General features: G+C 69.8%; 16 protein-coding genes. 5 read left to right on the top strand and 11 right to left on the bottom strand.

Going from position 1 to position 17,267, the window contains the following annotated elements:
* The first annotated feature begins 50 nt into the window (after positions 1-50).
* On the top strand, positions 51-278 hold the full coding sequence (locus U5640_RS31415) for a zinc ribbon domain-containing protein (protein ID WP_340380054.1): 228 nt from the start codon (positions 51-53) through the stop codon (positions 276-278).
* A 6-nt stretch (positions 279-284) separates the two neighbouring features.
* On the opposite strand, the gene U5640_RS31410 is transcribed toward U5640_RS31415, so the two are convergent.
* The 3 genes from U5640_RS31410 to U5640_RS31400 are packed head-to-tail and all read right to left on the bottom strand — an operon-like array spanning position 285 to position 4,733.
* A complete protein-coding gene (locus U5640_RS31410) occupies positions 285-1,097 on the bottom strand; it encodes an HAD family hydrolase (RefSeq protein ID WP_340380052.1) in 813 nt (270 codons plus the stop codon).
* Positions 1,097-3,544, bottom strand: a complete 2,448-nt coding sequence (locus tag U5640_RS31405; RefSeq protein WP_340380050.1) for a phosphoribosyltransferase — start codon at positions 3,542-3,544, stop codon at positions 1,097-1,099. The genes U5640_RS31410 and U5640_RS31405 overlap by 1 nt, the downstream gene beginning before the upstream one ends.
* A gap of 22 nt (positions 3,545-3,566) precedes the next feature.
* Entirely contained in the window at positions 3,567-4,733 is a 1,167-nt protein-coding gene (locus U5640_RS31400; protein WP_340380048.1) for an HpcH/HpaI aldolase/citrate lyase family protein, read from the bottom strand.
* Positions 4,734-4,918: 185 nt separating this feature from the next.
* On the opposite strand from U5640_RS31400, the gene U5640_RS31395 reads away from it, so the two are divergent.
* Entirely contained in the window at positions 4,919-5,665 is a 747-nt protein-coding gene (locus U5640_RS31395; RefSeq protein WP_340380046.1) for a TerD family protein, read from the top strand.
* 40 nt (positions 5,666-5,705) lie between these two features.
* On the opposite strand, the gene U5640_RS31390 is transcribed toward U5640_RS31395, so the two are convergent.
* The 6 genes from U5640_RS31390 to U5640_RS31365 form a co-directional block, all read right to left on the bottom strand.
* Positions 5,706-6,443, bottom strand: a complete 738-nt coding sequence (locus tag U5640_RS31390; protein ID WP_340380044.1) for a Tellurium resistance — start codon at positions 6,441-6,443, stop codon at positions 5,706-5,708.
* 139 nt (positions 6,444-6,582) lie between these two features.
* A complete protein-coding gene (locus U5640_RS31385) occupies positions 6,583-7,731 on the bottom strand; it encodes a DUF475 domain-containing protein (RefSeq protein ID WP_340380042.1) in 1,149 nt (382 codons plus the stop codon).
* Between the two features lie 128 nt (positions 7,732-7,859).
* Positions 7,860-8,435, bottom strand: coding sequence for a TerD family protein (locus U5640_RS31380; protein ID WP_340380040.1), 576 nt, complete (start codon positions 8,433-8,435; stop codon positions 7,860-7,862).
* 118 nt (positions 8,436-8,553) lie between these two features.
* Positions 8,554-9,129: a calcium homeostasis/redox stress adaptation protein gene (locus U5640_RS31375; RefSeq protein WP_340380038.1), complete on the bottom strand. Its 576-nt coding sequence runs from the start codon at positions 9,127-9,129 to the stop codon at positions 8,554-8,556.
* A gap of 122 nt (positions 9,130-9,251) precedes the next feature.
* Positions 9,252-9,710 carry a peroxiredoxin gene (locus U5640_RS31370; protein WP_340380036.1) on the bottom strand — a complete coding sequence of 153 codons (459 nt, stop codon included), beginning with the start codon at positions 9,708-9,710 and terminating at the stop codon, positions 9,252-9,254.
* A 111-nt stretch (positions 9,711-9,821) separates the two neighbouring features.
* A complete protein-coding gene (locus U5640_RS31365; protein ID WP_340380034.1) occupies positions 9,822-10,259 on the bottom strand; it encodes a DUF3052 domain-containing protein in 438 nt (145 codons plus the stop codon).
* A 354-nt stretch (positions 10,260-10,613) separates the two neighbouring features.
* On the opposite strand from U5640_RS31365, the gene aceE reads away from it, so the two are divergent.
* Together aceE and U5640_RS31355 are read left to right on the top strand one after the other, a co-directional pair.
* Positions 10,614-13,361 (top strand): pyruvate dehydrogenase (acetyl-transferring), homodimeric type, encoded by a 2,748-nt coding sequence (gene aceE / locus U5640_RS31360; RefSeq protein WP_340380032.1) that lies wholly within the window; start codon positions 10,614-10,616, stop codon positions 13,359-13,361.
* Positions 13,362-13,432: 71 nt separating this feature from the next.
* A complete protein-coding gene (locus U5640_RS31355; RefSeq protein ID WP_340380030.1) occupies positions 13,433-14,203 on the top strand; it encodes an ion channel in 771 nt (256 codons plus the stop codon).
* Between the two features lie 36 nt (positions 14,204-14,239).
* Here U5640_RS31355 and U5640_RS31350 read toward each other — a convergent pair whose 3' ends face one another.
* The gene (locus tag U5640_RS31350; RefSeq protein ID WP_340380028.1) at positions 14,240-14,536 is read right to left on the bottom strand and encodes a small hydrophobic protein; all 297 of its coding nucleotides are present in this window, start codon (positions 14,534-14,536) and stop codon (positions 14,240-14,242) included.
* Between the two features lie 328 nt (positions 14,537-14,864).
* Complete coding sequence (locus tag U5640_RS31345) at positions 14,865-16,484, bottom strand: MFS transporter (protein ID WP_340380026.1); 1,620 nt, start codon at positions 16,482-16,484, stop codon at positions 14,865-14,867.
* Positions 16,485-16,549: 65 nt separating this feature from the next.
* On the opposite strand from U5640_RS31345, the gene U5640_RS31340 reads away from it, so the two are divergent.
* Positions 16,550-17,197: a TetR family transcriptional regulator gene (locus U5640_RS31340; protein ID WP_340380024.1), complete on the top strand. Its 648-nt coding sequence runs from the start codon at positions 16,550-16,552 to the stop codon at positions 17,195-17,197.
* Positions 17,198-17,267 lie beyond the last annotated feature (70 nt).

Below are 17,267 nucleotides of genomic sequence, written 5' to 3'. Positions count from 1 at the left end.
GGGAAAACTCTGATGGGGTCTGCCCGGCATATGAGGATTAACCTGTCGGCATGCCTCGCTACGAGTACCGCTGCCGGACCTGCGGCGACACATTCGAACTGAGCCGTCCGATGGCGGAGTCCGCCGCCCCCGCCGCCTGCCCGGCCGGCCACGACGACACGGTGAAACTTCTCTCGGCCGTCGCCGTCGGCGGCACGGCGAACGCCCCCGCGCCCAGGGCGGGCGGCGGGGGCGGGGGTGGCGGTGGCGGCTGCTGCGGCGGCGGCTGCTGCGCCTGACCGCCCCTACAGCGGCCCTCGGACGGCCTTCAGGAACTCCCGCAGGACACGCTCCCCGGCGAGGACGCCCCGCTCCGGCAGGGCCGTGATCCCGGGGGCCGTCCACTGCGTGTCGGCCAGCTCGCCGTGGCCCGGCCGCCAGCCGCGGTCCACGGCCAGCAGCAGATCGGCGTCGAGCAGGGAGTCGCCGGCGCCCAGCGTCAGCTCGGCGCCGGTGCGCCGGGCCACCTCGCGCACGGCCGCGCTCTTCGTCAGCGGCTTCGGCACCGCGTAGATCTTGCGGCCCTGCAACGACACCGTCCAGCCCCGGTTCTCCGCCCAGGCCCCCAGCTCCTTCACCCACTCCTCGGGCAGCAGCTCGCGCTCCACGACGAGATAGGCGAACAGGTCCTCGGCGACCCGGTGCTTGCGCAGCCACAGCGGGTCGGCGGTGGCCTCCAGATGCGCCCGGACCTCGTCCAGGGGTGCGCACTGCTCCGCCAGCCGCGCGAGCACCCCCGCGTGCCAGTCCTCGTCGGTGACCCCGTCGACCAGGATGTGACCGCCGTTGGCGCAGATCGCGTACGTCGGGGCCGGCCCCGGCAGATTGATCCGCAGGTACTGCTTGCGCGTCCGGGTGGTCGTCGGCGTGAACACCGCCGCGTCCCCGAGGTCGGTGAGCAGCCCGGCCGCCGTCTCCGTCATGAACGACAGCGGCCTGGCCTCGTGCACCTCCACGCACAGCAGCCGGGGCGCCCGCGCGTCCGGCATGGTCAGCGCCAGCGCCGCGGAGGAGTAGATCAGCGTACGGTCGAGGTCGCTCGCCACCAGCACGCCCATCAGAGTGCCACCGCCTTGCCGTCGGCGCCGGTCGCCCCGCGCGTGTACTTCGGATGGATCAGCCCCACACAGGTGTACGGCAGCTCGCCGACCTCCTCCACGGGCACCCCTCTCTGCTCCGCCAGGAGCCGTACGTGGTCCAGATCGGCGCCCGCCCCGGCCCGCGCCAGGATCTTCCAGGGCACCCGGCGCAGCAGCACCCGGGTGGTCTCGCCGACGCCCGGCTTGACCAGGTTCACATCGTGGATGCCGTACTCCTCGCTGATCCGCTCGACGGCCGCCCAGCCCTCCCAGGTGGGCGTACGGTCGCTCGCGAGCAGTTCCTTCACCGCGGCGGCCACCGCCTCCGCGACCTCGCCGAAGCGGGCGGCGACGGCGTCCAGGAAGGCCACGGACACGTCCGCACCGGCCAGCTCCCGGTAGAACTTCGCGCCGTGGAAGTCGTCGGGACCGACCAGGTCGGCCCGCAGCACCGTCCGTGAGATCAGCCCCGAGACCGTCGAGTTCAGACAGGCCGAGGGGATCAGGAAGTCCTCGCGGGTGCCGTACGTCCGCACGCACGAGCCCGGATCCGCCAGCACCGCGATCTCCGGGTCGAACCCGGCGGCACCGCCCGCCGCCTCGAACTCCTCGATCGCCGCGGCCAGCTCCCGGGTGATGGCGCCCTTGCCGGTCCAGCCGTCGACGAACACCACGTCCCGCGGGTCGTGGTGGGCGGCCAGCCAGCGCAGCGCGTTGGCGTCGATGCCCCGGCCGCGCACGATCGACACGGCGTAGTGCGGCAGGTCGAGGCCGTGCCGGAACTGGGCCCAGCGGCGCATCAGGACGCCCACGGGGGTGCCGGCCCGGGCGAGGGAGACCAGGACGGGCCGGGGGGAGCGCTCGGCGATCACGGTCTCCGTGACGACGCCCACGGCCTGCGCGATCCGCGCGGCCGAGGTCTCCAGCGCCGCCTGGAACAGCTCCTGGTACTGCGCGCTCGGCTGGTACTCGACCGGCAGCGACTCCGCGTAGTGCGCGCCGCCGCTCTGGATGGCCTCCTCCCGCTCCTCGGTCGGAGCCTCCAGCGTCACGTCCGAGAGGTCCTGGAGCAGCCAGCCGACCTCCTCGGGCGCGTACGAGGAGAAGGCGGGGCCGCGGAGGGGCTCGGGCAGCATGGGGAGCCTTTCGGGGACGTACGAGGGGATGACCGCCAGGACCACGTGCGGGGTGTGTGCGGCGAGCTGCGCCAGCAGGCCGTCGGGGGCGTGCAGCGCGGGGGTGTCGGCGGCCGAGTCGACGACGGCCACGACGGCGTCGAATCCGGCGCCCGCGACGTTGTACGCGTACCGGTCGCCGGGGCCGTCGGCCGGGTCGTCGTGCGCGGGGAAGACGAGCCGGCTGCGGATCGCGTAGCCGGGGTCGTCGACGGCGAGGACCGGGGAGCGGGTGGTGGTGCTGTAGCGGACGTCGGCGGTCACGCTCCGCTCCAGCTCGCAGGCCAGGCGAAGGGGAGCGTACATCAGCTCCTCGAAGCCGAGCACGAGGGCGCTGCGGGCGCCCTCGGGTATCGCCTCCGCCAGGCGGGCGGCCATCTCCGGGAGGGCGGCCTCCAGGCGGGTCCGGTGCGCGGGGGTGAAGCCGTGTCGACCTCCGTCGGGGAGGCCGGGGGGCCAGGGGAGGTCGACCCGGTGGTGTGTCGGCTGCCGGCCGGTGGAGTCCCGCGGAGAGTGTGCCCCCGGGTCGGCCGACTCGTGCGCGCTCACCAGGTCCTGGCCCCTGACCAGGACGTCCTCGGGGAGGCTGACCGTGCCCCGCGCCGCCGCCACCAGGTCCACCCGCGCGCCGATCTCCCGGGCGAACGCCTCCAGCCGGGCCGTGTCCGTCGGTGAGCGCATGTCCACCAGGGCGACCACCACGTAACGCTCCCGGGGGTAGCGGTCGTGCAGGTCCCTGATCGTGTTCATGATGGTGTTGCCGGTGGAGAACTCGTCGTCGACCAGGACCAGGGGGCCGGTGCCGACCAGCAGCGTCGCGTCCTCCGGGAGGAGCAGGTGGGACGTCGCGTGGGAGTGGGACTCCTCGAAGCCGCCCGCGGGGGCGACACCGGCGACCGGCCGGCGGGTGGAGTGCAGGTAGGGGGCGAGGCCCAGGCCGTCGGCGACGGAGTGGCCGAGGCCCGTGGCGGTCTCGGCGTAGCCCAGGACGACCGCCCGGCCGCTGTCCGCCTCGCCGAGCAGGTCCCGCACCCTGCGGCCGAGGGCGAGACCGTGGCCGTACACCACGGACGGGAGCTGCGGGACGTGTTTGCCCAGCACGTGGGAGACCAGCAGATGGGCCCGCTTGGGGTTGCGGCGCAGGGCCAGTCCCAGCATCTGCGTCAGCGTGTCGTCCCCCGAGATCCCGACCCCGAGCCGCTCGGCGACCCAGCTGCCGGACCAGACCCCGTTGTTCACTGCGTTGTTCATGCGTCCCTAGAGAGTGAGGTGGTTAGCCGGGTATGCCGGCGGCGAGCAGGTCGACGAAGCTGACGTCCTCGTTGGCCACACCGAAGACCTCCGCCCGGAGCATGGTGCGCTCGGCCCAGGCGCGGTGCGGCTTCACCTCGTTCATCTTGTTCGTGTACTGGGACCTGAGCACACCCCCGCCGCCGCGTTCCGGCCGCAGGATGTCCGCCGCGTCGCTGTACTCCTCGTGGCTGACGACGGACAGCGCGTGCACGGCCGGGACGTGCGAGGGGTGGATGCAGGTCTTGCCGAGCAGACCGTTGGCCTGGTCGAGGGAGATCTCGCGCAGCAGCCCGTCCATGGCGTGCTCGATCAGTCTCTCGCGCAGTTCCACGGCCTGTCCCTCCAGGAAGGGGCTGTGCCGCAGCATCGGCTTGAACATGCGCTCGGGGACCCGGAAGTACTCCCACACCGGCCCGGTCACCGTGAACCCGGTGCCGTCGGCGCGGCCCAGCATGTTCACCACGTCGGCGATCACGGAGGCGACGATCTGGACGTCGTAGGCGGTCATGTCGGGGGCCCGGCGCAGACCGTACGAGGAGCAGAAGTCGGTCACGCCGAGGCGGAGCGCCAGGACCCGGCCCCGGTACTTGTCGACCGCGCGGGCGATGCCCTCCAGGGCGTCCACCCGGGACTCCCGGTACATCAGCTCGGGGGTCTCCAGGACGGGCATGCCGAAGAGCCGGCGGCCGCTCGCGTTCTCGGCGGCGGTGAGGGCCTCCAGGAAGGGGATGCCGCGCTCCTCGGTGAACTTCGGGAACACGAACCCGCTCAGCAGGCTCGCGTGCGGGCCGAGGCGGCGGACGAGGTCGGGGATCTGCTCGGGCGTGCGCACCCGGATGAACAGCAGCGGCCGGTCCAGGCCGGCGCGGCCCGCGAGGTCGGCGAACTGGCGGACGAGGTTCTCCTCGCCCGCCGGGACGTCCTCGTCGCCGATGGAGTCCTCCAGGCACAGCACCATCGACACCACGCCGCGCGCGGTCTGCTTGACGACGTCGTCGGCCAGCCGGGGGCGGGTGGCGGGGCTGTAGAGCGTGGCGCCCAGGGCCGCGGCGAGCAGCCGGGCCGGGGAGTCGGCGTCGAAGACACAGGGCTCCCGGTGGAAGAGACGCTGCCGTACCTCGGGGGCGAGGTGACCGAAATGACGCATAGAACTCCCCCGTGTTGCAGGTCAGGCTGTGGATTCGACATGAGGTGGCCGGTAATAGTACGTAGAGGTCGATGTCAGGGGTTCCCTCGGGGCATGAATTTCAGGTAACTCGCCCGTGTGGGTTCCGCTGTGTGTCCGTGTACCCCGCGTTGTCGTGATCAGGACCGAGAGGGCAGGATGACCGCATGACGCACGCGATGCTGAAGGGGTCCAACGTCCCGCTCAAGGCAACCACGGTACGCGCTGTACTGCGCTGGACGCCCGGGCAAGGGGTGCCGGACGTCGATGCCTCCGCACTGCTCCTCGGCCTCGACGGCCGCGTGCGCTCCGACGAGGACTTCGTCTTCTACAACCAGCCCCGGCACCCGTCCGGGAAGGTCTGGCGGCTCGGCAAGAAGCGGGGCGCCGAGGGCCTCACCGACACCATCCAGACAGATCTGGCCGGTGTCGAGCCCGGCGTCGGTCAGATTCTCCTGGTCGCGTCGGCGGACGGCGCCACCTTCGACGCCGTACGGGCGCTCACCATCCTGCTGTACGACGCGGCCGGCGACGGTGAACCGATCGCCACGTTCGACATCCGTCCCGAGACGGGCGAGGAGACCGCGCTGATCTGCGGCGAGCTGTACCGCCGCGGCGAGGGGTGGAAGTTCCGCGCCCTGGGCGAGGGCTACTCCAACGGGCTGAAGGGCCTGGCGACGGACTTCGGCATCTCGGTGGACGAGTCGGAGGAGGCGGCGGCCGGCACCGCGGACCCGGCGCCGCTCCCGCCCACGCCGAGCCTGTCGCAGCCCCTCCCGCCGGAGCAGCCCACCACGCAGGTTCCCCCGCAGCCGGCCTACGGCTACCCGAACAACCTGCCGACGCACGGCTACGCCTACCCGGACGGCTCCTTCCAGCTACCGCCGCAAGGGCCGCAGTTCATCGGGCGGTGAGGACGACGGCGCCGCGCCCGCCCGCGCACGGGACCCGGCGCTACTTCTCCACCTTCGTCTTGTAACCCCGCCCCCACTGCAGCCCCCACCCGTACAACCGGTCCAGCTCCGCCTGGAACCCGTACACGAACCGCACCTCCCGGCGCACGACCAGTTCCCCCTTCACGTTCTCGATCATCACCACGGCGCACGAGCGGGCCTGCGGATGCCGCTCGTCGAGGCCTATCTCGATCCGCGGCCCGTTGCTGGGGTACAGGGTCACCATCGCGTGCGTCCGGTCGAACGCCGGCGTCTGGTCGTAGATGTACACGAACACCAGCAGCCGCTTGATGTCGTCGCGGTGGTCGAGGTTGACGTACATCGTCTCCCCTGACGCCGACCCGAACCGGTCGTCCCCGCTGAGCTTCACGTACGGCGGAGCGTTGACGTCGCCCAGCAGGCCGCCCAGCGGCTGTACGACCCCTTTCGTGCCGTCGGACAGCTCATACAGGCAGCCGAGGTCGAGGTCGACGTTGACCATGCTCTGGCTGTGCCCGATGACCTCCGGCGGTTTGAGCGCCTTGAAGGGGTGCCGCAGCAGACTCTCCCGCTGGGGCCCGCCGATGTCGGAGGTCCGCATCCGCCAGGTCAGGTTGACCCGCAGGTTCCCCGTGGCGGCGCCCTGTTTGGTCAGGGAGACATAGTGATGCCGCTTGGTCAGTTCGATCGCGTTGCTCGCCGCGCTGCCCGAGTCGAACTCGGCCGTACGGCTGCCCAGAAGCCCGTCGAAGATGCCCATTCCCGCCCCCACGTTTCTCGCACGACATACCGGCGGGGCGGCCGTGGAGGACAGCGTCCTCACCGACCGCCCCGCAAAGAGCGTTCCTCGGCGCACCCCGGTTCACACGGCCGGGCTCGGCGCAGAGTCGTCCACGGCACTAGACCCCGGACGAGACCTCGGTCTTCTCGTCCGAGCCCTCAGCTTTTCCCTCGGCCGCCGCCAGTGCCTTGTTGCGGCGGACGGAGGACCAGAACGACCAGGCGATCAGGACGACGCCGACGAGACCGGTGATGACCTCGTTGATCTCGTACTGGATGGTGACCATCAGGATCACGGCCAGGGCGCCGATCGCGTAGTGGGCGCCGTGCTCCAGGTAGACGTAGTCGTCCAGGGTGCCCTGGCGCACCAGGTAGACCGTGAGCGAACGGACGTACATCGCGCCGATGCCGAGGCCGAGGGCCATGAGCACGATGTCGTTGGTGATGGCGAACGCGCCGATCACGCCGTCGAAGGAGAAGGAGGCGTCCAGCACTTCCAGGTAGAGGAACATGAAGAACGCGGCCTGGCCGGCCAGCAGCACCGCGGACTTCGGCTTGCCGGTCCGCGCGGCCTCTTCCTCCTCCTCGTGCTCGCGTTCCTCCTCCTCCTCGAGTTTGTCCTCGAAGTAGCCGGAGAGACCGCCGACGACCATGTAGGTGATCAGACCGGCGATGCCGGAGATCAGGACGGTCTGGGCCTTGTCGACATGTCCGCCGCCGTGCTGGTGGGCGTGGGTGGCGAAGGTGAAGGAGGTGATCAGCAGGACGATCAGGGCGATGCAGACCGACAGCATGTCGACCTTGCCGAGCTTGGCGAGCGGGCGCTCGATCCAGCGCAGCCACTGGATGTCCCGGTCCTCGAAGATGAAGTCGAGGAAGATCATCAGCAGGAACATGCCACCGAAGGCGGCGATCGACGGGTGCGCGTCGGTGACGAGCTCCTGATAGCGGTCCTTGTTGTTGAGCGCGAGGTCGACGGCCTCGATGGGGCCCATCTTGGCGCTGATCGCGACGATCACGACGGGGAAGACCAGCCGCATGCCGAAGACCGCGATGAGGACGCCGACGGTGAGGAAGATCTTCTGCCAGAAGGCGTTCATCTTCTTCAGGATTCCGGCGTTGACCACCGCGTTGTCGAACGACAACGAGATCTCGAGGACGGAGAGGATCGCCACGATGCCGAAGGCCTCCCACCCCCCGTAGAAGACCGCAGCGGCCAGGCCGAGCGCGGTGACCGCGAACGACCAGCCGAAGGTTTTCAGAAGCACTGGCTACCCAATCCCTGTGTGTACGGGTCTCCCCCGCGCCGTACTCGGCTTTTTACGAACTTTTGAAGCCGAAGTCTAGTCCCGTCCCCTTCGCAGCCCAGGGGGGACCGGCTTTTGCTCATAACGCGTTATGTGACGTTGACCCCGAAGTCCAGGGCGATGCCCCGCAGCCCTGACGCGTACCCCTGGCCGACCGCCCGGAACTTCCACTCGCCCCCGTACCGGTAGAGCTCGCCGAAGATCATCGCGGTCTCGGTGGAGGCGTCCTCACTGAGGTCGTAGCGCGCGAGTTCCTGGCCGTCGGCCTGGTTGACGACGCGGATGAAGGCGTTGGACACCTGGCCGAAAGTCTGGCCGCGCTCGTCGGCCATGTGGATGGAGACCGGGAAGACGATCTTGTCGCAGTGGGCGGGCACCTTCGCGAGGTCCACGAGGACCGACTCGTCGTCGCCCTCGCCCTCACCGGTGAGGTTGTCGCCGGTGTGCTCGACCGAGCCGTCCGGGCTCTTGAGCTGGTTGTAGAAGACGAACCACTGGTCCCCGAGCACCCGGCCGCTGTTGCACAGCAGCGCGCTGGCGTCGAGGTCGAAGGGGGCTCCGGTGGTGGAGCGCGCGTCCCAGCCGAGCCCGACCATCACCTGTGTGAGGTTCGGCGCGGCCTTGGACAGGGAGACGTTGCCCCCTTTGGCGAGCGTGACGCCCATATTGCTGGTCCTCCCCTGGTACTGCCACGTGGTGCTTCTTCGGTTGTCCTGCGCGTCCGGCGCCGCCCCTAAACGGTGCGGCGCCGGACGAGGGTGAATCCTTCGGGCGCCCCGCGGCTCAGACGTTGACGCCGAAGTCCTGCGCGATACCGCGCAGGCCGGAGGCGTAGCCCTGGCCGATGGCACGGAACTTCCACTCCGCGCCGTGGCGGTAGAGCTCGCCGAAGACCATGGCGGTCTCCGTCGAGGCGTCCTCGCTCAGGTCGTAGCGGGCGATCTCGGCGCCTCCGGCCTGGTTCACCACGCGGATGAACGCGTTGCGCACCTGGCCGAAGGACTGCTGGCGGTTCTCCGCGTCGTAGATCGACACCGGGAAGACGATCTTCTCGACGTCGGCCGGGACCGTGGCCAGGTTGACCTTGATCGCCTCGTCGTCGCCCTCGCCCTCGCCGGTGAGGTTGTCACCGGTGTGCTCGACCGAGCCGTCGGGGCTCTTGAGGTTGTTGAAGAAGACGAAGTTGGCGTCGCTGGCGACCTTGCCTGCGTTGTTCAGCAGCAGCGCGCTCGCGTCCAGGTCGAAGTCGGTGCCGGTCGTGGTGCGCACGTCCCACCCCAGACCGACGATGACCGCGGTCAGGCCCGGGGCCTCCTTGGTCAGCGATACGTTGCCGCCCTTGCTGAGGCTGACTCCCACGAGTCCTCCATTGGTGTCCGGGGGGCAGGGCGCCCCGCCGTGCGTGGATAACGGATCTATCGGATCAACGAGTCGATCCTAGTGACGGGTTCCCGGCCCACGCATGCCCTGGAGCCGAGGAATCAGAGGGTGTCGAGCGCCTGGACGTACGCGCCGAGGTCGCGGGCGTCCGGCAGCGCGTTGACGACGGTCCAGCGGACCACGCCCTCCTTGTCGATGACGAAGGTGCCGCGCACCGCGCAGCCCTTGTCCTCGGCGAAGACGCCGTAGGCGCGGGAGACCTCGCCGTGCGGCCAGAAGTCGCTGAGCAGCGGGTACTCCAGGCCCTCCTGCTCGGCGAAGACCCGCAGGGTGTGGATGGAGTCGTTGGAGACGGCGAGCACCTGGGTGTCGCGGTCGGCGAACTTCGGCAGGTTGTCGCGCACCTCGCACAGCTCGCCGGTGCACACGCCGGTGAACGCGAACGGATAGAAGAGCAGGACGACGTTCTTCGCACCGCGGAAGTCGGAGAGCTTCACGGTGGCGCCGTGGTTGTCCTTGAGCTCGAAGTCGGGGGCCTTGTCGCCGACCTGGATCGCCATCGCGGGGGTGTCCCTTCGGGTGGGGCTGTCTGGGTGGGACCACCCTACGCAGCGGCCGCCCGCGATCGACGGACGGGCCGAGCCCGACGGCTCGGCCCGTCCGGGGACGGACTACTTCTTGGACTTCGCGGCCTTGGGCGTCACCAGCCGGCTGCCGCTCCAGTCCTTGCCCACGCTGACGCTCTTGGAGGCGGACAGGCCCGCCGTCGTCGCGGCTTCCGAGATGTCGCTCGGCTCCACGTAGCCGTCACGGCCGGTCTTCGGCGTGAGGAGGAGGATCGAGCCGCCTTCTTCGATGTACGTGGTGGCGTCCACCAGCGCATCCGTCAGGTCGCCGTCCTCGTCGCGGAACCACAGCACCACGGCATCGGCCACGTCGTCGTAGTCCTCATCCATCAGCTCGCTGCCGATGGTTTCTTCGATGGACTCGCGGAGCTCCTGGTCGACGTCGTCGTCGTAGCCGATCTCCTGGACCACCTGCTCGGGCTGGAAACCCAGCCTGACGGCAGGGTTGGTCCGCTCCTCCGCGTGGTCCGCGGTCGCGCTCACGGGTTGCCTCCTGATCATGTCTTGGGAATATCTCAGCCACGCGCGTGCGCGAAGCATTGGCCGTAGTCCACACGGGCGGGGCGGATCGCGCAAGTACCCGGCGGTTCAGACCGCCGAAACGGTGACGATCCTGGCCGTGTCGACGCAACTCCAGGCACGAGATCGGGACGGATGGTGACGTACACCACACCTATCTGCCCCGTTTGCGTATTTGAGAACCATCCAAGGGTACGAGACTCGAACACACACTGGTTACCCCGGGGTAGAGATGACGTTTGGACTTCCGAGGTACACGATGGGGGCGGTGCAGATACTGGAGAACCAGCGAGATTAACAGCGAGAGTAAGGAACAGCGTGGCTTCCGGATCCGATCGCAACCCGATCATCATTGGCGGCCTTCCGAGTCAGGTTCCTGACTTCGATCCCGAGGAAACCCAGGAGTGGCTCGACTCCCTCGACGCCGCGATCGACGAGCGCGGCCGGGAACGGGCCCGCTATCTCATGCTGCGGCTGATCGAGCGCGCCCGCGAGAAGCGCGTGGCCGTGCCGGAGATGCGCAGCTCGGACTACGTCAACACCATCCCCACCAGGGCCGAGCCGTTCTTCCCGGGCAACGAGGAGATCGAGCGCCGGATCCTCAACGCGACCCGCTGGAACGCGGCGGTGATGGTGTCCAGGGCCCAGCGGCCCGGCATCGGCGTGGGCGGTCACATCGCCACCTTCGCGTCCTCCGCGTCCCTCTACGACGTCGGCTTCAACCACTTCTTCCGCGGCAAGGACGAGGGCGACGGCGGCGACCAGGTCTTCTTCCAGGGGCACGCCTCCCCCGGCATCTACGCGCGCGCGTTCCTGCTCGACCGGCTCAGCGAGCAGAACCTGGACGCGTTCCGCCAGGAGAAGTCCAAGGCGCCGTACGGCCTGTCGTCGTACCCGCACCCGCGGCTGATGCCGGACTTCTGGGAGTTCCCGACCGTGTCCATGGGCCTCGGCCCGATCGGCGCGATCTACCAGGCCCGGATGAACCGCTACCTCCACGCGCGCGGGATCGCCGACACCTCGAAGTCCCGGGTCTGGGCGTTCCTCGGCGACGGCGAGATGGACGAGCCGGAGTCGCTCGGCCAGCTCTCCCTGGCCGCTCGTGAGGGTCTGGACAACCTGACCTTCGTGGTCAACTGCAACCTCCAGCGGCTCGACGGCCCGGTGCGCGGCAACGGCAAGGTGATCCAGGAGCTGGAGTCGGTCTTCCGGGGCGCCGGCTGGAACGTGATCAAGCTGATCTGGGACCGCAGCTGGGACCCGCTGCTCGCGCAGGACCGGGACGGCATCCTCGTCAACAAGATGAACACGACCCCGGACGGCCAGTTCCAGACGTACGCCACCGAGTCCGGCGCGTACATCCGCGACCACTTCTTCGGCGACGACCAGCGGCTGCGGGCGATGGTCCAGGGCATGACCGACGACCAGATCCTGCACCTGGGGCGCGGCGGCCACGACCACAAGAAGATCTACGCGGCGTTCAAGGCGGCCGTGGAGCACACCGGCCAGCCGACGGTGATCCTCGCCAAGACGATCAAGGGCTGGACGCTGGGTCCCAACTTCGAGGGCCGCAACGCCACCCACCAGATGAAGAAGCTGACGGTGGCGGACCTCAAGGGCTTCCGCGACCGTCTGCACCTGCCGATCTCGGACAGGGAGCTGGAGTCCGGCCTGCCGCCGTACTACCACCCGGGCCGCGACTCGGAGGAGATCCAGTACATGCACGACCGGCGCCAGTCGCTGGGCGGGTACGTCCCCACCCGGGTGGTGCGCTCCGAGCCGCTGCAGCTGCCCGCGGACAAGACGTACGCGAGTGTGAAGAAGGGTTCCGGTCAGCAGTCCATCGCGACGACCATGGCGTTCGTCCGGCTGCTCAAGGACCTCATGCGGGACAAGGAGCTCGGCAAACGGTTCGTGCTGATCGCGCCGGACGAGTACCGCACCTTCGGCATGGACTCGTTCTTCCCGAGTGCGAAGATCTACAACCCGCTGGGCCAGCAGTACGAGTCGGTCGACCGCGATCTGCTGCTCGCGTACAAGGAGTCGCCGACCGGCCAGATGCTGCACGACGGCATCTCGGAGGCGGGCTGCACGGCCTCGCTGATCGCGGCGGGTTCGTCGTACGCCACGCACGGCCAGCCGCTGATCCCGGTCTACGTCTTCTACTCGATGTTCGGTTTCCAGCGCACCGGCGACCAGTTCTGGCAGATGTCGGACCAGCTGGCGCGCGGTTTCGTGCTGGGCGCGACCGCCGGCCGTACCACCCTGACCGGTGAGGGCCTCCAGCACGCGGACGGCCACTCCCAGCTGCTCGCCTCGACGAACCCGGGCTGTGTGGCCTACGACCCGGCGTACTCGTACGAGATCGCGCACATCGTGCAGGACGGGCTCCGGCGGATGTACGGCAGCTCCGCGGAGCACCCGCACGGCGAGGACGTCTTCTACTACCTCACCGTCTACAACGAGCCGATCCAGCACCCGGCCGAGCCCGACGACGTGGACGTCGAGGGCATCCTCAAGGGCATCCACCGGCTGAGCCGGGGCACGGCGGGCTCGGTCCCGGCGCAGATCATCGCCTCGGGTGTGGCCGTGCCGTGGGCGGTCGAGGCGCAGAAGATCCTCGCCGAGGAGTGGAACGTCAAGGCGGACGTCTGGTCGGCGACCTCCTGGAACGAGCTGCGGCGCGAGGCCGTCGAGATCGAGCGGCACAATCTGCTCCACCCGGAGGAGGAGCAGCGGGTGCCGTACGTGACGCGCAAGCTGTCCGGGGCCGAGGGGCCGTTCGTGGCCGTCTCGGACTGGATGCGGGCGGTGCCGGACCAGATCGCCCGCTGGGTGCCGGGCACGTACCAGTCGCTGGGCGCGGACGGCTTCGGCTTCGCCGACACCCGGGGTGCGGCGCGGCGCTTCTTCCACATCGACGCGCAGTCGATCGTGGTGGGCGTGCTGACCGAGCTGGCCCGGGAGGGCAAGCTCGACCGGTCGGTGCTGAAGCAGGCCATCGACCGCTACCAGCTCCTCGACGTGGCGGCGGCGGACCCGGGCGCGGCCGGCGGCGACGCGTAGGCGTCCAGCGCACGAAGGGGTGGTGGGGCCGATGGCTCCACCACCCCTTATGCGTTCTTTACGATGCGGGCATGCACGAACGAACGGCGCAGGAGCGTTGGGAAGAGCTGAGCCAACGGCCGCTGCTGGCTCTCGCCCTGGTGTTCGCGGTCGCCTACGCCGTGCCGATCGTGGACCCGTCGGCCGGGCCCACGGTGACGTCCGGCTGCACCGTGGTGGAGTGGGTGGTCTGGGGGGCCTTCGCCACGGACTACCTGGTGCGGCTGGCGCTGACGCGCGACCGGCGCACGTTCGTCCGCACCCACTGGCTGGACCTGTGCGCGGTGGTGCTCCCGCTCGTCGCGGAGCTGCGGCTGCTGCGGCTCGTCTCCACCCTCCTGCTGCTGGGGCGGCGGGCGCGGATGGCCACGCAGATCCAGGTGACGACGTATGTCGCGGGGGTGGTCGTCGGGCTGCTGATGTTCGGCTCGCTCGCCGTGCTGTCGGTGGAACGGGACTCACCGGACGGGAACATCCGCACCCTGGGTGACGCCCTGTGGTGGTCGTTCACCACGATGACGACCGTGGGGTACGGCGATCACGCGCCGACCACCGGGATGGGCCGGCTCATCGCGGTCGGGCTGATGCTGTCCGGCATCGCCCTGCTCGGTGTGGTGACCGCCAACATCGCCGCCTGGTTCATCGAGCGCTTCGAGAAGGACGACGTGGAGGAGCGGGCCCAGACGGCGGCGATCCTCGCGCTGACGGAGGAGGTCCGCGCGCTGCGCGCCGAGGTGGCGGAACTCCGGCACGGAACGCGGGAGCACGAGGCCCTCACCGGCGACACGGTCACGGGCGGGTGAGTCTGGCCGCCACGGCACTCGTCACGGGCTCCCGCGTCACAGCCCCGGTGTCGCCACCCCGGCCAGCCAGATGATCGCCAGCAGGGTGTCGATCGCGCCCAGGACGACGGCGACCAGGGCCGGGGTCGGCCGGGAACCCGACCACCCGCGGCCCATGGCCAGCCGGCCGCACACGATCGCCGCGGGACCGAGGACGATCCCCAGGGCGAAGAAACCGGCGACCGCGCAGACGAGGCCGACGATCCCGAGCGTCGCGCGATCCGGCCCGGTCCCTGACCTCGTACGGCCAGATGAGCGGGGGTACCTGCGCGTGCCGTGTCCGAAGCCGGCCATCGTCAACTCCCTGGTTTCCGGGGATGTTTCGATGTCCGGGTACCCACCGCTCGCGGTTCATGCCCGCCGGACACGGGACAGGGCCGCGGCGCGCCGTCCCCCTCCGGCAGCGCGTCGCAGCCCTGGCCGCCCTCCCCATCCGGAGGGCTTGACTAACTGTGACCTGTGGCGTGTTCGGGAAGCGAGGCGCCTTTAGTCTCATCACCCGGATAGGGGAAATCCGTTGAAGTTCCGTCAGATTTACTCCGGGAGATTCCCTCCGGCAGATTCCTCCGGCAGATTCCTCCGGCAGGTCTCCTCCGTCGGATCTCCCCTGTCCGGCCCGGTCTCAGATGTGGCCGACCCCGGCGCCCGCCTCCGCGTTCTCGCCGCGCTTGGTCAGCAGGGCGACGAACACGGCGACGACCGCGACCCCGGCCGCCACCAGGGACGCCAGGCTCATACCGGAGATGAAGGTGTCGTGCGCCACGTCGGTGATCTTCGCGGCGACCTCGGCCGGCGTCTCGGGCGTCACCGGCGCCACCCCGACCTGGACCGCCTCGGAGGCCCGGTCGAGCTGGGCGGGGGTGAGTGCGGGCAGGCCCGCCGCGGTCCAGTTGCCCGGCAGGTCGCCGTCCACCTTGGACGCCATCACGGCACCCAGGACGGCGGTGCCGAGGCTGCCGCCGATCTGCATGGCCGCCTGCTGGAGGCCGCCCGCCACGCCCGACAGCTCCATGGGCGCGTTGCCGACGATGACCTCGGTGGCGCCGACCATGACCGGCGCGAGACCGAGGCCCAGCAGGGCGAACCAGAGGGACATGACGGCGCTGCCGGTGTCCGTCTCCAGGGTGGACATGCCGTACATGGCGATCGCGGTGGCCGCCATGCCGCCGGCCAGCGGGATGCGCGGGCCCAGCTTCGTGATCATCGCGCCCGCGAGCGGGGAGCCGACGATCATCATGCCGGTGAGGGGAAGGAGGTGCAGACCGGCGTCGATGGGCTTCATGCCGTGCACGTTCTGCAGGTAGAACGTCACGAAGAACAGGCCGCCCATGAAGGCGATGGCCATGAGGACCATCAGGACCACGCCCGCCGACAGCGGGACGGAACGGAACAGCGCCAGCGGGATCAGCGGCTCCTTCACCTTCGTCTCCCACAGGGCGAACGCCGCGAACAGCACGGCGGAGCCGATCACGAAGGCCCAGGTCTTGGTGTCGCCCCAGCCCCAGGTCGGGGCCTTGATCAGGGCCCAGACCAGGCAGAACATCGCGGCCGACAGCAGCGCGATGCCGAGCAGGTCGAAGGAGCGGGGCGCGTTCTCGGCACGGTGGTCGAGCAGGATCAGCACGCCGAGGACCAGGGCGATGAGGCCGACCGGCACGTTGATGAAGAACACCGACTGCCAGCTGACATGCTCGACGAGGACGCCGCCGAGGATCGGGCCGCCCGCGGTGGAGGCGCCGACGACCATGCCCCAGATGCCGATGGCCATGTTGAGCTTCTCGGCCGGGAAGGTCGCCCGCAGCAGGCCCAGCGCGGCCGGCATCAGCAGCGCGCCGAAGAGGCCCTGGAGCACGCGGAAGGTGACGACCAGCGCGATGCTGTCGGAGAGGCCGATCGCGCCCGAGGCGGCGGCGAAGCCGACGACGCCTATGAGGAAGGTCTGGCGGTGGCCGAAGCGGTCACCGAGCTTGCCCGCGGTGATCAGGGAGACCGCGAGGGCGAGGAAGTAGCCGTTGGTGATCCACTGCACCTCGGCGAAGCTGGCGCCCAGGTCCTTCTGGATGGCCGGGTTGGCGATGGCCACGATGGTGCCGTCGAGGGCCACCATCATGACCCCGACGGCGACGGTGATGAGGGTGAACCACGGGTGGCCGCGCAGCCCCCGGGCCGGGAGCGGGTCCGCCGGGGCCGCTGACGCCCTGTCCCCCGACCCCGTCGTGTCGATGGTGGTCTGACTAGTCATGCGCCGAGGCTAAGGACAGCCACTGACAATTGACAAACGAGTTCACAAGTCAGTAACTGACACCTATGCACACACTGCGCGAACAGACGCTGCGCGAGCGCAAGAAGCGGCGTACCCGGGACGCGCTGCTGCGGGCCGCCGTGGAGCTCTTCGTGTCGCACGGTTACGAGCACACCACCGTGGACGCGGTCGCCGAGGCAGTCGACGTCTCCCAGCGCACCTTCTTCCGCTACTTCGCCGGCAAGGAGGAGGCCGCGCTCGGCCTGGTCGAGCTGACCGCGGAGAGGTTCGTGCAGGCCGTGCGGGAGCGTCCGGCGCACGAGCCGCCGATGGAGGCGCTGCGGCAGGCCGTGCTGGACGGCTGGTCCTCCATCAACGAGGTCGTGGAGACCGTCGTACCCGTGGAGCTGTATCTGCGGATGTACCGGGTGATCGAGTCGACGCCGGTGCTGCTCGCCGCGTATCTTCGGCGGTCGACCGAGGTCGAGGAGACCCTGGCCCGCGTCATCGCCGGGCGGGAGGGCCTGGACGTGGACGCCGATCCGCGGCCGCGGCTCGCGGTGGCGGTGTTCAGCGGAGTGATGCGGATGGCCGAGCGGCAGTGGGTGGCACAGGCGGAGGGGGAGTTCAGCCTCGCCGGCATCCACACGGTGACGTCGGGCTACCTCGACCAGGTCGGACCGGCCCTGCTGGGAGACTGGCGAAAGGCCTGAAGGGTGCTATGACCATCGACACGCCGGTCGAAACGTGATCCCCGCCACTTTATTAACCTGAGACCCTCCC

The sequence above is a fragment of the Streptomyces sp. SS7 genome, from assembly GCF_037993025.1.
Classification (GTDB): domain Bacteria; phylum Actinomycetota; class Actinomycetes; order Streptomycetales; family Streptomycetaceae; genus Streptomyces.
The sequence above is the reverse complement of the archived record's forward strand: the minus strand, read 5'-3'. Positions and strand labels throughout refer to the sequence as shown.

Excerpts from the sequence above, each read along its gene's own strand:
- U5640_RS31370 (WP_340380036.1), bottom strand. The coding sequence starts at position 9,710 with ATGGCGATCCAGGTCGGCGACAAGGCCCCCGACTTCGAGCTCAAGGAC.
- U5640_RS31390 (WP_340380044.1), bottom strand. The coding sequence starts at position 6,443 with ATGGGCATCTTCGACGGGCTTCTGGGCAGCCGTACGGCCGAGTTCGAC.
- U5640_RS31400 (WP_340380048.1), bottom strand. The coding sequence starts at position 4,733 with ATGCGTCATTTCGGTCACCTCGCCCCCGAGGTACGGCAGCGTCTCTTC.
- U5640_RS31350 (WP_340380028.1), bottom strand. The coding sequence starts at position 14,536 with ATGGCCGGCTTCGGACACGGCACGCGCAGGTACCCCCGCTCATCTGGC.
- U5640_RS31380 (WP_340380040.1), bottom strand. The coding sequence starts at position 8,435 with ATGGGCGTCACGCTCGCCAAAGGGGGCAACGTCTCCCTGTCCAAGGCC.
- U5640_RS31355 (WP_340380030.1), top strand. The coding sequence starts at position 13,433 with ATGCACGAACGAACGGCGCAGGAGCGTTGGGAAGAGCTGAGCCAACGG.
- U5640_RS31410 (WP_340380052.1), bottom strand. The coding sequence starts at position 1,097 with ATGGGCGTGCTGGTGGCGAGCGACCTCGACCGTACGCTGATCTACTCC.
- U5640_RS31415 (WP_340380054.1), top strand. The coding sequence starts at position 51 with ATGCCTCGCTACGAGTACCGCTGCCGGACCTGCGGCGACACATTCGAA.
- U5640_RS31340 (WP_340380024.1), top strand. The coding sequence starts at position 16,550 with ATGCACACACTGCGCGAACAGACGCTGCGCGAGCGCAAGAAGCGGCGT.
- U5640_RS31405 (WP_340380050.1), bottom strand. The coding sequence starts at position 3,544 with ATGAACAACGCAGTGAACAACGGGGTCTGGTCCGGCAGCTGGGTCGCC.
- U5640_RS31345 (WP_340380026.1), bottom strand. The coding sequence starts at position 16,484 with ATGACTAGTCAGACCACCATCGACACGACGGGGTCGGGGGACAGGGCG.
- U5640_RS31395 (WP_340380046.1), top strand. The coding sequence starts at position 4,919 with ATGACGCACGCGATGCTGAAGGGGTCCAACGTCCCGCTCAAGGCAACC.